Source organism: Streptococcus mitis (assembly GCF_905187495.1).
GTDB classification, from domain to species: Bacteria; Bacillota; Bacilli; order Lactobacillales; family Streptococcaceae; genus Streptococcus; species Streptococcus mitis_CU.
The window spans coordinates 399559-418206 of record NZ_CAJJIB010000151.1 but is presented as its reverse complement, the minus strand read 5'-3'; the positions used below and the strand labels follow the sequence as shown (position 1 = coordinate 418206).

Here is an 18648-nt window from a genome sequence, read left to right as displayed (position 1 = left end):
TTTCTCAGTAGTATACTAAGTTTAACCTTACAGAAAGCGGTAACAAATAATGAAAATGTCTACTTTTTTCAAAAAAAGTTATTGGCCAACATTAATGATTTTTAACCAAACATATATACTATTCTATCTAAAGGATGGTTTGGATCGACAATACCTAACAACTGATTCCATATATTTGGTGATAGGAAACTTTATATTTTGGAATATTTTCGTAGCTATTTTTAGCAATTCGAAAATGTGGGATAAAAGTTGGGATAAAAAGAGTGATAGCAGTAAGAAAAAATATATCCTGAAAAAGTAAGAAGAGATGTAGGGAATGGGTTATTTAAATGGGGATCATTTCCAGTTGACGCAAGCTTAAAAAAACGTTATAATAAGAAAGTTGAGAATTGATTTTCAGTTGTCTTAGTCCAGAGAAATGGCGGTGCTGCGAGCCATCTAAGCTAGGAAGTCATGCTACTCAATCATACAATTGCATAAGAATAAGAGAATGACAAGTTCATTGAATGAAGGTGGTACCGCGGTTTTTCGCCCTTCGTGATATGAACTTGTCTTTTGATTTTTTGGATGTGTTGATGAAAACATTTCTTGTCAAACAAAAGTTTCGTCTTGGAGGCGAGCGCTTTGCTATCAAGGATGACAGGGGAGAAATCGCCTATCAGGTAGAGGGATCATTTTTTAAAATTCCCAAAACCTTTACTATCTATGATGCATTTGGTAACCAAGTCAGTGAGATTAGTAAAGAGATTTGGACTCTACTTCCTCGTTTTGAGATTCAGCTTCAGGATGGATCGAGTTTTGTCATTCGTAAGAAGTTGACCTTCTGGCGAGATAAGTATGAGTTTGATAATCTAGGTCTTCGTATAGAGGGCAATATCTGGGATTTGAATTTCAAATTGCTGGATGATCGCGATCAGTTGATTGCGGAAATCAAGAAAGAACTCTTCCATCTGACCTCTACCTATAACGTAACGGTTCTTGAGGACGCTTATGCAGACCTAGTCATTTCCCTCTGTGTCGCAATTGACTACGTGGAAATGCTGGAAAGCCAATCACATTAAACAAGTAAATAAGGAGACAATATGAGACAACTATCTAGTGCACAAGTACGCCAAATGTGGCTTGATTTCTGGGCGACCAAAGGTCACTCTGTAGAACCATCAGTAAGTTTGGTTCCTGTAAATGACCCAACTCTTTTGTGGATAAACTCTGGGGTAGCAACCCTTAAGAAATACTTTGACGGGACCATTATCCCTGAAAATCCACGTATTACCAATGCCCAAAAGGCTATCCGTACCAACGATATTGAAAATGTAGGGAAGACAGCACGTCACCATACTATGTTTGAAATGTTGGGGAATTTCTCTATCGGTGATTACTTCCGTGACGAAGCCATCACTTGGGCTTATGAGCTTTTGACAAGCCCTGAATGGTTTGACTTCCCTGCTGAAAAACTTTACATGACTTACTATCCAGATGATAAAGATTCATACAACCGTTGGATTGAAGTGGGAGTGGATCCAAGTCACTTGATTCCAATCGAGGACAACTTCTGGGAAATCGGTGCAGGACCTTCTGGACCAGATACAGAAATCTTCTTTGACCGTGGAGAAGCCTTTGACCCAGAAAATATCGGTCTTCGTCTCCTTGCAGAAGATATCGAAAACGACCGTTATATCGAAATCTGGAACATCGTTTTGTCACAATTTAACGCAGACCCTGCTGTTCCTCGTAGCGAATACAAGGAATTGCCACATAAGAACATTGATACGGGCGCTGGTTTGGAGCGTTTGGTTGCGGTTATCCAAGGAGCTAAGACAAACTTTGAAACAGACCTCTTCATGCCAATCATTCGTGAAGTGGAGAAATTGTCTGGTAAGGTCTATGACCAAGATGGCGACAACATGAGCTTTAAAGTTATTGCTGACCACATCCGTTCACTTTCATTTGCCATTGGTGATGGTGCTCTTCCTGGAAATGAAGGCCGCGGTTATGTCCTTCGTCGTCTTCTCCGTCGTGCTTCTATGCATGGTCAAAAATTGGGTATCAACGAGCCTTTCCTTTACAAACTCGTTCCAACTGTTGGTAAGATCATGGAAAGCTACTACCCAGAAGTGCTTGAAAAACGTGACTTTATCGAAAAAATCGTTAAGAGCGAAGAAGAATCATTTGCTCGTACCTTACACTCAGGTCAACACTTTGCCCAAGGCATCGTAGCAGACTTGAAAGAAAAAGGTCAATCTGTCATTGCTGGTCAAGATGTCTTTAAACTCTACGATACTTATGGATTCCCAGTTGAATTGACTGAAGAAATCGCTGAAGAAGCTGGCATGACTGTAGACCGTGAAGGTTTTGAAGCAGCCATGAAAGAACAGCAAGAACGCGCGCGTGCGTCAGCTGTCAAGGGTGGCTCAATGGGGATGCAAAATGAAACCCTTCAAAACATCACTGTAGAAAGTGTCTTCAACTACAATGCTAGCCAATTGTCTTCTAAATTGGTGGCTATCGTGGCTGACAATGCAGAAGTAGAAGCTGTGTCAGAAGGAACTACCTCTCTTATCTTTGCGGAAACGCCATTCTATGCTGAAATGGGTGGACAGGTCGCTGACCATGGACAAATCTTGGATGAATCTGGTTCAGTTGTAGCTAAGGTGACAAATGTTCAGAAAGCACCAAACGGACAAGCCCTTCATACAGTTGAAGTTCTTGCACCGCTTGCCTTGAACCAAGAATATACCTTGGCAATTGATACAAATCGTCGTCACCGTGTTATGAAAAACCACACTGCGACTCACTTGCTTCACGCTGCCCTTCATAATATCCTTGGGAATCATGCAACACAAGCAGGTTCTCTTAACGAAGTTGAATTCCTTCGCTTTGACTTTACTCACTTCCAAGCAGTAACTGCTGAAGAATTGCGTGCGATTGAACAGCAAGTCAACGAAAAAATCTGGGAAGCCATTGCTGTAGAAACTGTTGAAACGGATATTGACACTGCCAAAGAAATGGGAGCTATGGCCCTCTTTGGTGAGAAATACGGCAAAGAAGTCCGTGTTGTTACTATAGGTGACTACTCTATCGAGCTTTGTGGTGGTACCCACGTTGGCAACACTTCTGAAATTGGTCTTTTCAAGATTGTCAAAGAAGAAGGGATCGGATCAGGAACTCGCCGTATCTTGGCAGTGACTGGTAAGGAAGCCTTTGAAGCCTACCGTGAACAAGAAGATGCTCTTAAAGCAGTCGCAGCAACATTGAAAGCACCTCAAGTCAAGGAAGTACCTCACAAGGTAGAAGGACTTCAAGAACAACTTCGTCAACTTCAAAAAGAAAATGCTGAATTGAAAGAAAAGGCCGCAGCTGCAGCTGCAGGCGACATCTTCAAGGATGTGAAGGAAGTCAACGGTCACCGTTACATTGCTAGTCAAGTATCTGTATCTGACGCTGGTGCCCTTCGTACTTTTGCGGATAACTGGAAACAAAAAGACTACTCTGATCTTCTTGTCCTAGTTGCTGCTATCGGTGACAAGGTCAATGTCCTTGTAGCAAGTAAGACAAAAGACCTTCATGCAGGAAACCTTGTCAAAGAATTGGCACCAATCGTCGATGGACGTGGTGGTGGTAAACCAGACATGGCCATGGCAGGAGGAAGCAACCAAGCTAAGATCCAAGAATTGTTGGATTCAGTAGCAGGTAAATTGTAAGATAATAAAGATCTATCCACTTGGGTAGGTCTTTTTGTGAATACAAAAAAACCAAATCCGCTTGGATCTGGCTTGATGATTATAAGCTATTAGATAGTATTGGCTGCCCAGACACTTACCGAAGCAGCTGAGACAGGGAATTGTCCATAACCTTCCTCATCGATGATAACTTGAGCTTGGTGGTTTTCAAGTAGATCTACAAAGGTTTGGTTAGCCCATTCTTGGCCGATAAACATTGATTTGCTGTTTTCTTGGTCATTTGAGATGAGAACTGCGATTGGGGATTGATTTTCAGCACCTGAACGTACCCAACCGATACAGTTAGGATCATCAAAGTAGTCATTTTGTTCTCCATAGGCCAAGTCTTTTCGGATGGCTAGGAGGCGGTCAAGGACTTCTTTGAAATCTTGTTGAGCATACTGCCCTGAAATCCCATAGTAGTCGCCGTAAAAGACACATGGAAGGCCATTTTGGCGTAACAGAATGAGGGCATAGGCTGCTGGTTTGAACCATTCTTCAACAGTCGATTCAAGGGCTTGTCCTCGTTGGGTATCATGGTTGTCGACAAAGGTCACAGCCTTATCAGGCTTGAGTTCAACCAAGCTATCTGTGAAAATACCACGAAGGTCATAGTTTGCGCCAGCTTGACTGGCTTCAAAGAGATTCTGGTGTAGACGAACATCGACAAGGTCAAAGCGTTCTTCCGTTTTTTCAAGATAGTCCAGATTGGCTTCCTTGTCAGGATTCCAGAATTCACCAAAAACATAGAAATCGTCACCGTATCTTTCCTTCATATCTCGGATGAAATTGCGCATGAAGAAAGAGTCAATGTGCTTAACGGCATCCAAGCGGAAACCAGCTACACCAGTTGTCTCCATGAACCATTCAGCCCAGTCATAGATATTTTGAATGACTTCAGGATGTTTAAAGTCTAGGTCGGCATACATGAGGTAGTCATAGTTTCCGTTTTCGTTATCGACCAATTCCTCATTTGCCCAGCCTTTATTGTCACCTTGGATCAGATAAATCCCAGACTTACGGCGTTTGGCATCATAGTCTGTACCTGTGAAGTGGTACCAGTGCCAGTGGAAGTCATTGTAGGTATCTTGGCGACCATCGAAGGTAAAGCTAGTCCAGCCATTGATGGTGAAGGGTTCTCCAAGTTCAACCGTACGGTCTACAGGGTCTACTTCGATAACCTGAAAGGCTTCCATGTGATCGGCTGCAGCCTTGTGGTTGAGTACCACATCGGCCATAGGCTGGATTCCCTGTGCTTTTAGGGCTTGAATAGCTTGAAGATAGTCTTCTTTGAAACCATACTTGGTACGGACTGTCCCTTTTTGGTTGAACTCTCCAAGGTCAAATAGGTCATAGACACCATAGCCGACATCTTTTTCATTGGTTGCCTTAAAAGCTGGTGGCATCCAGACATGACTAATACCGAGATTAGCAAGGTGTTGAGCATCTTCAGCCAGACGCGTCCAGTGCTGGCCGTCATGGGGCAGATACCATTCAAAGTATTGCATGAGTGTTTGATTTTGCATGATTTTTCCTCTTACTTGTCAATCTTGTTCTTTATTCTATCATAAAGTATCGGTTAGCTCAAACGTTTGCGTAAAACTGAATAATAAGTTTTTGACTATTTTATATAAAATGTTGATTTTTAAAATGAAAGCGCTATAATGATAGTGAATTACATAGATAAAGAGAGGAGATTTCTCATGATTGAATTTCAAAATGTTAGTAAGTTGTATGGTGATAAAGAGGCCTTGAGCAATCTCAATTTGCAGATTGAAAATGGAGAGATTATGGGCTTGATTGGCCATAACGGTGCTGGAAAATCGACCACCATAAAATCCTTAGTCAGTATCATTTCGCCCAGCAGTGGTCGTATTTTGGTAGACGGTCAGGATTTATCGGAAAATCGCTTGGCTATTAAACGAAAGATTGGCTACGTAGCAGACTCGCCTGACTTATTTTTACGCTTAACGGCCAATGAGTTTTGGGAATTGATTGCTTCATCCTATGATCTGACTAGCTCTGACTTGGAGGCTAGTCTAGCTAGGCTATTGAGTGTTTTTGATTTTGCTGAAAATCGCTATCAGGTTATTGAAACCCTTTCTCACGGAATGCGTCAGAAAGTCTTTGTCATCGGAGCACTCTTGTCTGATCCCGATATTTGGGTCTTGGACGAACCCTTGACTGGTTTGGATCCCCAGGCTGCCTTTGATTTGAAGCAAATGATGAAGGAACATGCACAAAAAGGCAAGACAGTCTTGTTTTCAACTCATGTCCTAGAGGTAGCCGAGCAGGTCTGTGATCGGATTGCTATTTTGAAAAAGGGACATTTGATTTATTGTGGTAGTGTGGAGGACTTGAGAAAAGACCATCCAGACCAGTCTTTGGAAAGTATCTACCTTAGCCTTGCTGGTAGAAAAGAGGAGGTTTCAGATGCGTCTCAAGGTCATTAAAAAATTAGTTGATATCAATATCCTCTATTCATCTCAAGAAGCTAATCTGGCTAACCTACGAAAGAAGCAAGCTAAAAATCCTGGGAAAAAAGTAAATGTTTCCGCTAGAGTCCTAGGTTCTTACATTTTTTCCAGTCTCTTGATGCTCATCATGTTTATAAATATAGCCAATCATTTTCCTTTTGAGGAAATGCCTGTTTATTTTAGCTTCATGGTTGCTATTTTACTAGTGATTGCCTTTTCAACTTCTTTAACAGCTTTTTACAATGTCTTTTATGAGAGTAAGGACCTAGTCTCCTATAGGCCCTATGCCTTTAAAGAATCAGAGATTATAATCGCTAAAGGACTGTCTGTCCTCTTGCCAGCTCTGCCTGGAATTGTACCAATCCTAGCTTATTTTCTAGTCCTCTATATTAGGCTAGCACCTTCTCTTTGGCTAGGCTTGCCTTTGATGCTACTGTCCTTGGCCTTATTATTTGTCTCTGTTACTTTAGTGATGATAGTGGCAGTACATTTCTTGGCTCAGACTACGGTCTTCAGAAAGTATCAGTCTATTTTTTCGAATGTGATGATTGGGATAGGGGTTCTCATACCTTTAATATTTGTCCTCTTTCTACAGTCGACTTCTGGAGTTATAGTTGACAAAGTTAGAGATATTCCATTTCTCCTTTATCCTATTCATATCTTTTACAAAATAGCAGTGGAGCCTTTTTCGACAGAAGCCATCCTGGGTCTGCTCGCTTGGATAGCTTTAACTGTTTTCTTGCTTTACCTGACCAAAAAGAAGGTTTTTCCTCATTTTTATGACGTGATTCTGCTTAACAGTGAGGAGAAGGTCAAGAAAGAACGTCGCAATAAGGAGAGAATTTCAACTACTAATAAAAAGGGCTTTTTCCGTATGGTTTTACGCTACCACCTCACCCTCTTGGGACAGGGAACTGGCGTGGTTACAGTGCTTTTTACAAGTGCTTTCCTTCCTTATCTCATGATGATTGGTCTGATTTCCAACATCCGAGATTCTCAGATAGTTCCAGACATTCATCCTCCATACTGGTTACCCTTGTTTTTTATAGCTCTCTTTATAGCAGTTGTCAATAACAATATCACCAGCCTGCATTCAATTGCCTTGTCCTTGGAGAGGGAAAATGTTGATTTTCTTAAGAGTTTACCCTTTGACTTTGCTCGTTATGTGAAAGTGAAATTTTGGATTATATTTGCTGTCCAGTCTTTTTTACCAGTTCTGATTTTACTTGGCCTTTCTCTATATTTAGGCTTGCCTATCCTTTCGATGATATACCTTCTTGTAGTCTGGACCCTTGCCAGTGTCATCCTTTCTTGCCACCATTACCTTAAGGACGTGAAAAATTTGTCAACCAATTGGAGTAACATTACGGACCTGGTGAACCGTTCAAATCGTATAGTAGCAATAGTTTTACTCTTAATTTATAGTGTTATCTTAATGATTTTAGTCATAGCAAGTTTGTTCTTGGTTCAGTCTCTCGCCCCTGTCCTTGCCATCAGCTTGGGAGTAGGAGCTCTTATCCTCTTACTTGGTCTTGCTGTTTTTGGCTATCATTACTACCTATCACGCATATTGGTAGAGGTAGAAAAAAGATGAGATAGTTGGTCGTTTGCTTGATAAATTTTATAAAAAGAAATGCTCCTCCAAGACGGAAGAGCATTTTTTATTGTGATTTTGATTCGGTTTCTGCAGACTCGGGGTGGAGTTCTTGGTAACTTGGTGCCTTGAAAAGGTCAGTACTGGTTTTGCCTTGTCGTTGGCTAAAGAGACTAGTTGATTGACTTCCTTTTTCCTGCTCAATCTTTTGAAGAATTGGTAAAGAATTGAGGTAAGAAATACTTTCTGTATCAACTTTTCCAAGATGATCTGCTTGGTAGAAACGTATCAAATCACCAGTTTGAATCTGGTCGCTGATTTTTAGCTGTTGACTGGCTGCCTGACGAACGCTTTCTAGTTCAGTTTGAGCTTGTTCATCAAGATTGCTGATTTCAAGACCACTCTCAGTATAGTAGGTACGTCCGTCGTAACTAGTGTATTTAGGTGTGACAAAGGAATTGGCAGTCCGAAAGGCAACGATTTCTTGGTGATCTGGTGATAGGAGGTCTTGGCCGACTTGAAGGAAGGAATTGGACTCAATACCAAGGAGGTGTTCGAGAGTCGGTAAGATATCAATTTGTCCACCATAGGTATTGATGATTTGTCCTTTTTCATAACCAGGCATGACTACCATAAAAGGCACTCGTTGCAACATGGCATTGTCGTAATTCGACCAGTTCTCAGAAGTCTTTCCAATCAAAGGTGCCAGGTCAGGATTGCGGGAATTAGAAATGCCATAATGGTCTCCGTAGATGACGATGATGGATTTTTCATAGAGGCCACTTTCTTTGAGATAGTCAAAGAAGGACTTAATAGCACTATCCAGATAGTTAGCCGTTTGGAAGTAGCCATTGATCGTTTCATCTTTGGTTTTGGCCAGTGGGAAACCAAGCTCATTGCCTGTCAGATTGCTAGCATAGGGATAGTGATTGGACACCGTGATATACTTGGCATAAAAAGGCTGCTGCAAGTGCTCCAGATATTGGATAGAATCTTTCATCATGATTTTATCATTCAAACCATATTGGAAAGAATTGCTACTGTCTTGCTTAGTGAAATAGGAAGCATCAAAGAAGTACTGGTAACCCCATTGTTTGTAGGTTGTATTTCGGTTCCAGAAGGTCCCGATATTACCGTGAAAGACAGCACTTGATTGGTAGCCGTTTTTTGATAGGATAAAAGGCGCAGCTTGCTGGGTATTGCTACCACCGTAGTTGACCATAAAGGAACCTTGGTTAAGTCCAAACAAGCCAGTTTCTAGCATGGTTTCCGCATCTGAGGTCTTACCAGCCTTGACTTGGTTAAAGATATTCGAAAAGGCTAGGGTTGATTGCGAATGGTAGAGAGAATTAAGGAAGGGAGTGACTTCATGATCAGTTCCATCTATGTTGAGTTTATAGTCAAGCAGGAATTGCTGGAAACTCTCCAAGTGGAGATAAATCACATTTTTCCCTTTGGCTAAGCCAAAATAGTCTGGATTGGGCTTAGCATCATGTTCTTGAATATAGTCTGTAATAGGTTGAAGGTCGGTCTCAGAGGCTTTAGCACGTTCCTTGTTAGCGCTGTAGGATTGGTTGGCACTATAACCTAAAAAGGCTGGCAAACTAAGGGCACGAACAATATAATAATTAGAAAATCCTCGTGACAGGAGATCGGGACGCTCAATTTCAGCCAAGAAAAGGTTAGCTGAAAAGAGCAGGGCCGAGAGAGCAGTGATGGCAACACTGGGGCGGAATTTGAAAGGTCTCCTATCCAACTGGATGAGCTTCTTATAGAGAAGATAAGCCAGCAATGGGAAATCCATAAAATAGATGAAATCCCAAAAGCGTAGTAACTCTAGTTCTGCAGTACCAACAGACACCTTGCTGACCACCTTCATGGTATTAGCCGTGATAAAGTCGCTAAATTCTCGATAGTAAAAGACATTGGAATAGAGCCAAATGAATAAAAGGCTGTAAATAGCTATACTAAGACTGTAAAAGGCCTTGGTTGAGCGAGCATAGAGGGCTAGAGCCAGCAGGAGCAATCCCAAGGGAAGGGGATTGAAAAAAGCGATAAAGGCAAGGTAATTCCCTTGCAGCTTGCCCACTTGAATATCTAAATTGAAGTCAACGGTATAGGCTAATAAGGTTTTGAGCCAATAGAGGATTAAAAGGGTTAGGACAAAACCCAGTCTGGTACCCATGGCTTTTTGGATTTTGTTAAAATTGATTCTCACACAATTACTTCCTAAGTTTTTATTAGTATTAGTATACCATTTTTTAAAACTAGAGTAAAAAAGCAAGGGTAGTTTCTTTTTTGAGAATTGTCACAAAATTTGCTATAATAGTGACTATGAATAGAATAAGAGTCAACAAACGGGTTGAAAAAAAGCTTTCCAAGGGGCTTGTTTTACTAGAAGCTAGCGACCTTGCAGATGTTCATCTCAAGGATCAGGAAGTAGAAGTTCATAGTCAAGATGGAAACTTTCTTGGTACTGCCTACCTTTCTCAGCAAAACAAGGGCTTGGGCTGGTTTGTGAGCACAGATAAGGTGACCTTCAATCAAGCTTTCTTTGAAGCACTGTTTAGACAAGCTAAAGAAAAGAGAAGTGCCTACTATCAAGACGAATTGACAACTGCCTTTCGTCTCTTCAACCAAGAGGGAGATGGCTTTGGCGGTCTGACAGTGGACCTTTATGGCGACTATGCTGTTTTTTCTTGGTATAACTCTTATGTTTATCAGATTCGTCAGACCATCTCAGAAGCCTTTAGACAGGTTTTTCCTGAGGTTTTAGGGACCTATGAGAAGATCCGTTTTAAGGGTTTGGACTATGAATCTGCCCATGTTTATGGCCAAGAAGCACCTGACTTTTTCACTGTTCTGGAAAATGGTGTTCTGTATCAAGTCTTTATGAATGATGGCTTGATGACAGGGATTTTCCTAGATCAGCACGAGGTTCGTGGTAGTCTAGTGGATGGGTTGGCTATGGGTAAATCCTTGCTCAATATGTTTTCCTACACAGCAGCCTTTTCAGTAGCTGCGGCCATGGGAGGAGCAAGCCAGACTACTTCGGTTGACCTAGCTAAACGTTCACGAGAATTGTCTCAAGCGCATTTTCAGGCAAATGCAATCAGCACAGACGACCATCGTTTTATAGTCATGGATGTCTTTGAGTATTTCAAGTATGCCAAGCGAAAAGGCTTGACCTATGATGTGATTGTCCTAGATCCGCCTAGCTTTGCTCGGAATAAAAAACAAACATTTTCTGTGGCTAAGGATTATCACAAGTTGATATCCCAGAGTCTTGAGATTTTAAATCCGGAAGGGATTATCATTGCCAGTACCAATGCTGCCAATGTTTCCCGTCAGAAATTTACAGAACAAATTGATAAAGGCTTTGCAGGAAGAAGTTACCAGATTTTAAACAAATACGGTCTTCCAGCAGATTTCGCCTATAATAAAAAAGATGAAAGTAGTAATTACCTCAAGGTGATTAGTATGAAGGTTAGTAAATGAAATTAATCGTTTCAGTAATGCCAAGAAGTTTAGAGGAGGCCCAGGCTCTGGATGCCACGAGGTACCTGGATGCCGACATCATTGAATGGCGTGCCGACTATCTACCTAAAGAAGCGATTTTGCAGGTAGCTCCAGCGATTTTTGAAAAATTCGCAGGCCGTGAGTTGGTTTTCACATTGCGAACTCGCTCTGAAGGGGGAGAAATCGACCTTTCTCCAGAAGAATATATCCATCTAATCAAGGAAGTGGCGCAACTCTATCAACCAGACTATATTGATTTTGAGTACTATAGCTACAAGGATGTTTTTGAGGAAATGCTGGACTTCCCAAATCTCGTTTTGAGTTACCACAATTTCCAAGAAACACCTGAAAACATGATGGAAATCTTGTCAGAGTTGACGAGCCTAAATCCAAAACTTGTCAAGGTTGCGGTGATGGCTCACACGGAGCAGGATGTGCTAGACTTGATGAACTATACACGGGGCTTTAAAACCCTCAATCCTGAGCAGGAATATGTGACGATTTCTATGGGCAAGGTGGGCAAGGTCTCTCGTATCACTGCGGATGTGACGGGTTCTAGCTGGTCTTTTGCTAGTCTAGATGAGGCCAGTGCCCCAGGTCAGATTTCCCTAGCTAACATGAAAAAAATTCGGGAGATTTTGGATGAAGCTTGATGGCTATACACGTTTAGCTGCCGTTGTTGCCAATCCTATTAAGCATTCTATTTCCCCCTTTATTCACAATAGTGCCTTTGAGGCGACAGCTACCAACGGTGCTTATGTGGCTTGGGAGATTGAAGCGGATGACTTGGCAGAAACAGTGGCTAATATTCGTCGCTACCAGATGTTTGGCATCAACCTGTCCATGCCCTATAAGGAGCAGGTGATTCCTTATTTGGATGAGATGAGTGACGAATCGCGTTTGATTGGTGCGGTTAATACGGTTGTCAATGAGAATGGCAATTTAATTGGATATAATACAGATGGCAAGGGATTTTTTAAGAGCTTGCCTTCTTTTACAATTTCAGGTAAAAAGATGACCCTGCTGGGTGCAGGTGGTGCGGCTAAATCAATCTTGGCACAGGCTATTTTGGATGGTGTCAGTCAGATTTCGGTCTTTGTTCGTTCGGTTTCGATGGAAAAAACAAGACCTTACCTGACCAAGTTACAGGAGCAGACAGGCTTTAAAGTAGACTTGTATGCTTTAGAAGATGTTCCCGAACTGCAAGCAAGGATTGCTGGGTCGGATTTACTGGTCAATGCGACAAGTGTAGGAATGGATGGTCAATCATCTCCAGTTCCTGAAAACATTGTCCTATCAGAAACTCTTTTAGTAGCAGATATCATTTACCAACCCTTTGAAACACCATTTTTGAAATGGGCCAGAAGTCAGGGAAATCAAGCAGTCAATGGTCTGGGAATGTTGCTCTATCAAGCTGCAGAAGCTTTTCAACTGTGGACAGGAAAGGAAATGCCGACAGAAGAGATTTGGCAGTCCTTAACAGAAAAATACCAATAAAGAAAAGGAGATTCTCCTATGAAAATCAGAATCGATATTCCTCATCATCCTTATGATATTCAGATTGAAAAAGGCTGTCTGGCTCAGGCTGGTCAATGGTTGCGAGAACTATGGCAACCACAAAAAGTGGTCATTGTAACAGACAACCATGTAGCCTCTCTCTATGCAGAGAAGGTCAAGCTCAGCCTAGAAGATGCTGGTTTTCAGGTAGCGGTATTTGACTTTTTGGAAGGGGAAGAAAGAAAGAATTTAACTACTGTTCAGAAAGTCTATGAATTTCTTGTTAAGCAGGGGCTGACTCGTAGCGATGGAATCGTGGCTCTCGGAGGTGGTGTCGTTGGAGACTTGGCTGGTTTCGTAGCCTCTACCTATATGCGGGGTATTCACTTTGTTCAGATTCCGACCAGCTTGACAGCTCAGGTGGATTCTTCTATAGGTGGAAAGACGGGTGTTAATACTCCATTTGCTAAAAATATGGTGGGGACCTTTGCCCAACCAGATGGGGTTTTGATTGATCCACTTGTTCTTGAAACTCTCGGAAAAAGAGAATTGATTGAAGGAATGGGTGAGGTTATCAAGTACGGCTTGATTGAGGATCCAGCACTTTGGGCTCTCTTGACGGAGCTAGATGGTTCTGTAGAGAGCATTCTGGAACATGCAGAGACTTTAATTGAACATTCTTGCCAGGTTAAGCGTAAGATGGTAGTTGAGGATGAGTTGGACAATGGTGTTCGCCTTTACCTCAATTTTGGCCATACTATTGGTCATGCTATTGAAGCAACGGCCGGTTATGGCAAGGTCATGCATGGAGAAGCTGTTGCCATGGGCATGGTGCAGATTTCCAAGGTAGCTGAGGAAAAAGGCCTTATGCCAGCTGGCATAACTCAGTCCATTACAGATATGTGTCAGAAATTTGGCTTGCCTGTTGATTATGAAAACTGGGATGTTGACAAGCTTTATCAGGCTTTGACTCATGACAAGAAAGCGCGTGGCAATACCTTGAAATTGGTCTTGGTACCAGAGCTTGGTTCTGCAACCATCCACCCAGTTTCTCTGGAAGAGATGAAAGACTACTTGGTAAAATAAGGAGAACGTATGAGATATTTAACTGCAGGAGAATCACACGGTCCCCGTCTGACGGCTATCATTGAAGGAATTCCAGCAGGACTTCCTTTGACAGCTGAGGATATTAATGGAGACCTTAAACGCCGTCAAGGTGGCTACGGTCGTGGTGGTCGTATGAAGATTGAGAGTGACCAGGTTGTCTTTACTTCGGGTGTTCGCCATGGGAAGACGACAGGAGCGCCTATTACTATGGATGTCATCAATAAGGACCACCAAAAATGGCTGGACATCATGTCTGCGGAGGACATTGAAGACCGCCTTAAAAGCAAACGAAAAATCACCCATCCTCGTCCAGGTCATGCCGACTTGGTAGGGGGCATCAAGTACCGTTTTGACGATTTGCGAAATTCTTTAGAACGTTCATCAGCTCGTGAAACAACTATGCGGGTGGCAGTTGGAGCAGTAGCTAAACGCCTCTTGGCTGAGCTGGATATGGAAATTGCCAACCATGTCGTTGTCTTTGGTGGCAAGGAAATCGATGTTCCTGAGAATCTGACAGTTGCTGAGATTAAGGAAAGAGCTGCCCAGTCTGAAGTTTCTATTGTCAACCAAGAAAGAGAACAAGAAATCAAGGATTATATTGACCAAATCAAACGTAACGGTGATACCATCGGTGGGGTTGTGGAGACAGTCGTTGGAGGTGTTCCAGTTGGTCTTGGTTCCTATGTCCAATGGGACAGAAAATTGGATGCAAGATTGGCTCAAGCAGTTGTTTCTATCAATGCCTTTAAAGGGGTGGAATTTGGTCTTGGCTTTGAAGCTGGTTATCGTAAAGGCAGCCAAGTTATGGACGAAATTCTCTGGTCTAAAGAAGACGGTTATACCCGCCGTACCAACAATCTAGGGGGCTTTGAAGGCGGTATGACTAATGGGCAACCCATTGTTGTTCGTGGAGTTATGAAACCTATTCCTACTCTTTATAAGCCTCTTATGAGTGTGGATATCGAAACCCACGAACCTTATAAGGCAACCGTGGAGAGAAGTGATCCGACCGCTCTTCCAGCAGCCGGTGTGGTCATGGAAGCCGTTGTGGCAACGGTTCTGGCGCAAGAAATCCTTGAAAAATTCTCATCAGATAATCTCGAGGAACTAAAAGAAGCGGTAGCCCAACACCGAGACTATACAAAGAACTATTAAGGAGTTCCTATGGCAAAAATAGTCTATATCGCAGGTCTTGGTTTGATCGGTGCCTCGATGGCACTTGGTATCAAACGCGATCATCCAGATTATGAAATTTTAGGTTATAATCGCAGTCAAGCTTCGAGAGATATCGCCTTGAAAGAAGGCATGATTGACCGTGCAACGGATGATTTTGCTAGTTTTGCTCCTTTGGCAGATATCATTATTCTCAGCTTGCCAATCAAACAAACTATTGCTTTCATTAATGAATTGGCCAACTTAGACTTAAAAGAAGGCGTCATTATTTCAGATGCTGGTTCGACCAAGTCAGCCATTGTAGATGCAGCGGAGCAGTATTTGGCTGGCAAGTCTGTTCGCTTTGTAGGAGCCCATCCCATGGCTGGTAGTCACAAGACAGGGGCTGCTTCGGCAGATGTCAATCTTTTTGAAAATGCCTATTATATCTTCACGCCTTCGAGCCTGACAAGTCCTGACACACTTGAGGAAATGAAGGATCTGCTTTCAGGTCTTCACGCTCGCTTTATCGAGATTGATGCCAAGGAGCATGATCGAGTCACTTCTCAGATTAGCCATTTTCCTCATATTCTAGCTTCTAGTCTCATGGAACAGACCGCGGTCTATGCTCAAAAACATGAGATGGCAAGGCGCTTTGCGGCAGGTGGTTTTCGAGATATGACTCGGATTGCGGAAAGCGAGCCAGGTATGTGGACGTCCATTCTCTTGTCCAATCGTGAGACTATTCTGGAGCGAATTGCGGATTTCAAGGAACGTTTGGATGAGGTTGGTCAGGCCATCAGCAAGGGAGATGAAGAGCAGATTTGGAACTTTTTCAACCAAGCGCGTGAGCAACGTCAGGCCATGGAAATTCATAAGCGTGGTGGTGTGGATAGCTCTTATGACCTTTATGTCGACGTTCCCGATGAAGAAGATGTCATCTTGAGGATTTTGGAACTACTACGAGGAACTTCCTTGGTCAATATTCACATCAATGAGGAAAACCGTGAGGATATTCATGGGATTCTACAAATTTCATTTAAAAATGCTCAAGACTTGGAAAGAGCTGAGCACCTCATAACAGAAAACACCGATTATACAGTCGTTATCAAATAAGGAGAAAATCATGTCAAATATTTACGATAGTGCAAACGAACTTAGTCGCGGTCTACGCGAATTACCAGAATACAAGGCTGTTAAAGCAGCTAAAGATGCTATTTCAGCAGATGCTGAGGCAAGCAAAATTTTTACAGAATATGTTGCCTTCCAAGAGGAAATTCAAAGACTAGCACAGACAGGTCAAATGCCAGACGCTTCCTTTCAAGCGAAAATGGAAGGCTTTGGCAAGCAGATTCAAGGGAATAGCCTCTTATCAGAATTCTTTACTAAGCAACAACAATTGGCAATTTACCTTTCTGACATTGAAAAAATTGTTTTCGAACCAGTTTCAGAATTGCTAAAATAAGAACATTATTTTGTTCATTACTTATAGGTATTTTCTTAAGCGTATGATTATTATTGATAACTACTGTATTAGTTAGAGTTATTAGCGTGGTTCGTTTAAGAATGACTGTGGGGATGAATGTCTTTACTAATAAACAAAATACAAAACAAATTAAATAGGCTATTGAAAATCATAACTATAATACAAAATGAATTTGAAAGTTTATAACTGTTATTTTCTACTTCAATTGATAAGTTAGAAATTGTTGATGAGATAATAAATATAGAAACAATTATGAAAGAGAATGAAATTTTTATTATCGATAAATAGTAGATAAATGATGAACAATAGAAAATAGGAAAAAATATGTCAAAAAAATTAATTGCTCTAATAGGAATTCCTGTAGGAATTATCTTCATCAGTATTATAGTGTTGGCAGGTTCGTACAATAGTCTTGTTAGCAAAGATGAATCTGTGAAACAAGCTAACTCGAAGATTGAAGTGGCACTTCAACGTAGAGCTGACTTAATTCCAAATGTTGTGAATTCTGTAAAAGGATATATGAAGCACGAAGAAGACATCTTTACAAAGATTGCGGATGCTCGTTCTAAGATTGGCTCAGGAAATACAGAAACAAAAAATGAAGGGGAGAGCGAATTAACTTCTGCCATTTCTCGATTGCTAGTTGTTCAAGAAAATTATCCTGAGTTAAAAGCTGACACACAAGTGTCTTCTCTAATTTCAGAGCTTGAGGGAACTGAAAATCGTTTGTTTGTCGCTCGTAAAGATTATAACGATACTGCAACAGAATATAATAAGACCATTAGACGTTTTCCTACTAGTGTGATAGCTAGTTTGTTTGGTTTCCAAAGAGCTGAGTTAATTGAAGCAGAGAAAGATGCAAAGGTTGTCCCTAAAGTCAATTTAACTGATTAGTCTTGTGGGGTATCTTCTATGAAAAAGTTACTTATACTCTTAATTACCCCTTTATTCTTTTTTCTGCCTCTTGTTGCGGCTAATATAGCTGTTCCAGATCGTCCTTTAAATGGTATTTACGATCCTAACGGTTATTTAACTACTAGTGTTGCAGAAACGTTAGAGAGTATGAATTCTGGAAGTGAAACCCAAGTAGGTATTTACATTGTAGATACTCTGGACGGTTCCAGTATCGAAGAGGTAGCCAATGAGGTTGCACGCAAATGGAAAGTTGGGAAACAAGATTCCAACAGTGGAATTTTAATTGCTATTGCTATAAAGGATAGAAAGTTTCGTATTGAAACATCCAACGAAGCAGCAATTTGGCTTACTGACTCTATGGCCAGTTCCTTACTAAATGATTCTAAGCCATACATGAAAGAAGGGAAATATACTGATGCCCTTAACAAAATTCTAGTAGGCATTTCTAAAGCGGAGTCTAGAAAAGCTGAAATCATAAACAAGAAGGAAAATAATCGACTTCCAAAAAGCTATGAAAAATCATTAAAAAATAATGAAGGCTTTAGTAAGTACTTCGATTACATTCCGTTTCCGATATTGTTCTATCTGTTGTTCTTTCTTTTACTAAGTTTAGCAACGTGGATCAAGTACTTAAAAAGATGTCGCTTTTCTAAGTATGAGTACGAGGGAAAGGGTAAGCTGTATCCAGATTTTCCTGACTTTGTACCTAACGATACGTGGACTGAAGAACGTAAATCTGACTATAAAAAAAATAAGCGTTTAATTAGGTCTCAATATCAGTACGAAGGATATAATAAACTTTATCCAGACTCAAAAGGTTTTCTGCCTAATGATACTTGGACTGCATTACTTCTAGAAGCATACTACGCAGAAGTTGAAAGAAAGCACCTAGATAGGCTTAATCGCTCTCAATACTCTTATAAAGGGAAGGGGAAACTCTATCCAAACGATAAAGATTTTGTGAGGAATGCTTCTTGGACTTCCGATCTTAAAAAAAGCTACTATGCTTCACAAAGAGTACAGTCAAGTTCTTATGATAGATCAGATTCATATGATTCTGGTAGTTCTAGTTCATCTTGGTCTTCAGATGATTGGGGTGGCGGTGGATTTGATGGTGGTGGTTCTTCAGATAGTTGGTAAATTGAAAATGAAAAGAATTGCTAAAATAAGAAAATAACTATC

The 18648-nt window shown here is 41.3% G+C and carries 16 protein-coding genes; 14 read left to right on the top strand and 2 right to left on the bottom strand.

The window, feature by feature from the left end; genetic code table 11:
- Positions 1 to 49: 49 nt before the first annotated feature.
- The 3 genes from JQ843_RS08195 (at position 50) to alaS (ending at position 3701) form a co-directional block, all read left to right on the top strand.
- A complete protein-coding gene (locus tag JQ843_RS08195; RefSeq protein WP_084862450.1) occupies positions 50 to 301 on the top strand; it encodes a hypothetical protein in 252 nt (83 codons plus the stop codon).
- A gap of 274 nt (positions 302 to 575) precedes the next feature.
- Positions 576 to 1061: an LURP-one-related/scramblase family protein gene (locus JQ843_RS08190; RefSeq protein ID WP_203213370.1), complete on the top strand. Its 486-nt coding sequence runs from the start codon at positions 576 to 578 to the stop codon at positions 1059 to 1061.
- A gap of 21 nt (positions 1062 to 1082) precedes the next feature.
- Positions 1083 to 3701 (top strand): alanine--tRNA ligase, encoded by a 2619-nt coding sequence (gene alaS, locus JQ843_RS08185; protein WP_203213369.1) that lies wholly within the window; start codon positions 1083 to 1085, stop codon positions 3699 to 3701.
- Positions 3702 to 3790: 89 nt separating this feature from the next.
- On the opposite strand, the gene JQ843_RS08180 is transcribed toward alaS, so the two are convergent.
- Positions 3791 to 5245 (bottom strand): alpha-amylase, encoded by a 1455-nt coding sequence (locus JQ843_RS08180; protein ID WP_049499670.1) that lies wholly within the window; start codon positions 5243 to 5245, stop codon positions 3791 to 3793.
- A gap of 177 nt (positions 5246 to 5422) precedes the next feature.
- Between JQ843_RS08180 and JQ843_RS08175 the strand changes: the two genes are divergently transcribed.
- Positions 5423 to 6172, top strand: a complete 750-nt coding sequence (locus JQ843_RS08175; RefSeq protein WP_138703834.1) for an ABC transporter ATP-binding protein — start codon at positions 5423 to 5425, stop codon at positions 6170 to 6172.
- Positions 6153 to 7790 (top strand): hypothetical protein, encoded by a 1638-nt coding sequence (locus JQ843_RS08170; protein WP_203213368.1) that lies wholly within the window; start codon positions 6153 to 6155, stop codon positions 7788 to 7790. The genes JQ843_RS08175 and JQ843_RS08170 overlap by 20 nt, the downstream gene beginning before the upstream one ends.
- Positions 7791 to 7857: 67 nt before the next feature.
- Here the strand turns inward: JQ843_RS08170 and JQ843_RS08165 are convergent, their stop codons facing one another.
- Entirely contained in the window at positions 7858 to 9975 is a 2118-nt protein-coding gene (locus JQ843_RS08165) for an LTA synthase family protein (protein WP_203213493.1), read from the bottom strand.
- Positions 9976 to 10124: 149 nt separating this feature from the next.
- Between JQ843_RS08165 and JQ843_RS08160 the strand changes: the two genes are divergently transcribed.
- From JQ843_RS08160 to JQ843_RS08120, 9 genes are all read left to right on the top strand, one after another.
- On the top strand, positions 10125 to 11288 hold the full coding sequence (locus JQ843_RS08160; protein WP_203213367.1) for a class I SAM-dependent rRNA methyltransferase: 1164 nt from the start codon (positions 10125 to 10127) through the stop codon (positions 11286 to 11288).
- The gene (gene aroD, locus JQ843_RS08155; protein ID WP_000767765.1) at positions 11285 to 11962 is read left to right on the top strand and encodes a type I 3-dehydroquinate dehydratase; all 678 of its coding nucleotides are present in this window, start codon (positions 11285 to 11287) and stop codon (positions 11960 to 11962) included. Before JQ843_RS08160 ends, aroD begins: the two co-directional genes overlap by 4 nt.
- A complete protein-coding gene (locus JQ843_RS08150) occupies positions 11952 to 12806 on the top strand; it encodes a shikimate dehydrogenase (protein ID WP_084925806.1) in 855 nt (284 codons plus the stop codon). Before aroD ends, JQ843_RS08150 begins: the two co-directional genes overlap by 11 nt.
- A gap of 18 nt (positions 12807 to 12824) precedes the next feature.
- On the top strand, positions 12825 to 13892 hold the full coding sequence (gene aroB / locus JQ843_RS08145; protein ID WP_049499661.1) for a 3-dehydroquinate synthase: 1068 nt from the start codon (positions 12825 to 12827) through the stop codon (positions 13890 to 13892).
- A gap of 9 nt (positions 13893 to 13901) precedes the next feature.
- On the top strand, positions 13902 to 15068 hold the full coding sequence (aroC, locus tag JQ843_RS08140; protein WP_084947505.1) for a chorismate synthase: 1167 nt from the start codon (positions 13902 to 13904) through the stop codon (positions 15066 to 15068).
- Between the two features lie 9 nt (positions 15069 to 15077).
- The gene (locus tag JQ843_RS08135; RefSeq protein WP_203213366.1) at positions 15078 to 16181 is read left to right on the top strand and encodes a prephenate dehydrogenase; all 1104 of its coding nucleotides are present in this window, start codon (positions 15078 to 15080) and stop codon (positions 16179 to 16181) included.
- A gap of 10 nt (positions 16182 to 16191) precedes the next feature.
- Positions 16192 to 16530: a YlbF/YmcA family competence regulator gene (locus JQ843_RS08130; RefSeq protein WP_000065980.1), complete on the top strand. Its 339-nt coding sequence runs from the start codon at positions 16192 to 16194 to the stop codon at positions 16528 to 16530.
- 345 nt (positions 16531 to 16875) lie between these two features.
- On the top strand, positions 16876 to 17445 hold the full coding sequence (locus JQ843_RS08125; RefSeq protein ID WP_203213365.1) for a LemA family protein: 570 nt from the start codon (positions 16876 to 16878) through the stop codon (positions 17443 to 17445).
- 18 nt (positions 17446 to 17463) lie between these two features.
- Positions 17464 to 18606 (top strand): TPM domain-containing protein, encoded by a 1143-nt coding sequence (locus tag JQ843_RS08120; protein WP_203213364.1) that lies wholly within the window; start codon positions 17464 to 17466, stop codon positions 18604 to 18606.
- The last annotated feature ends 42 nt before the right edge of the window (positions 18607 to 18648 follow it).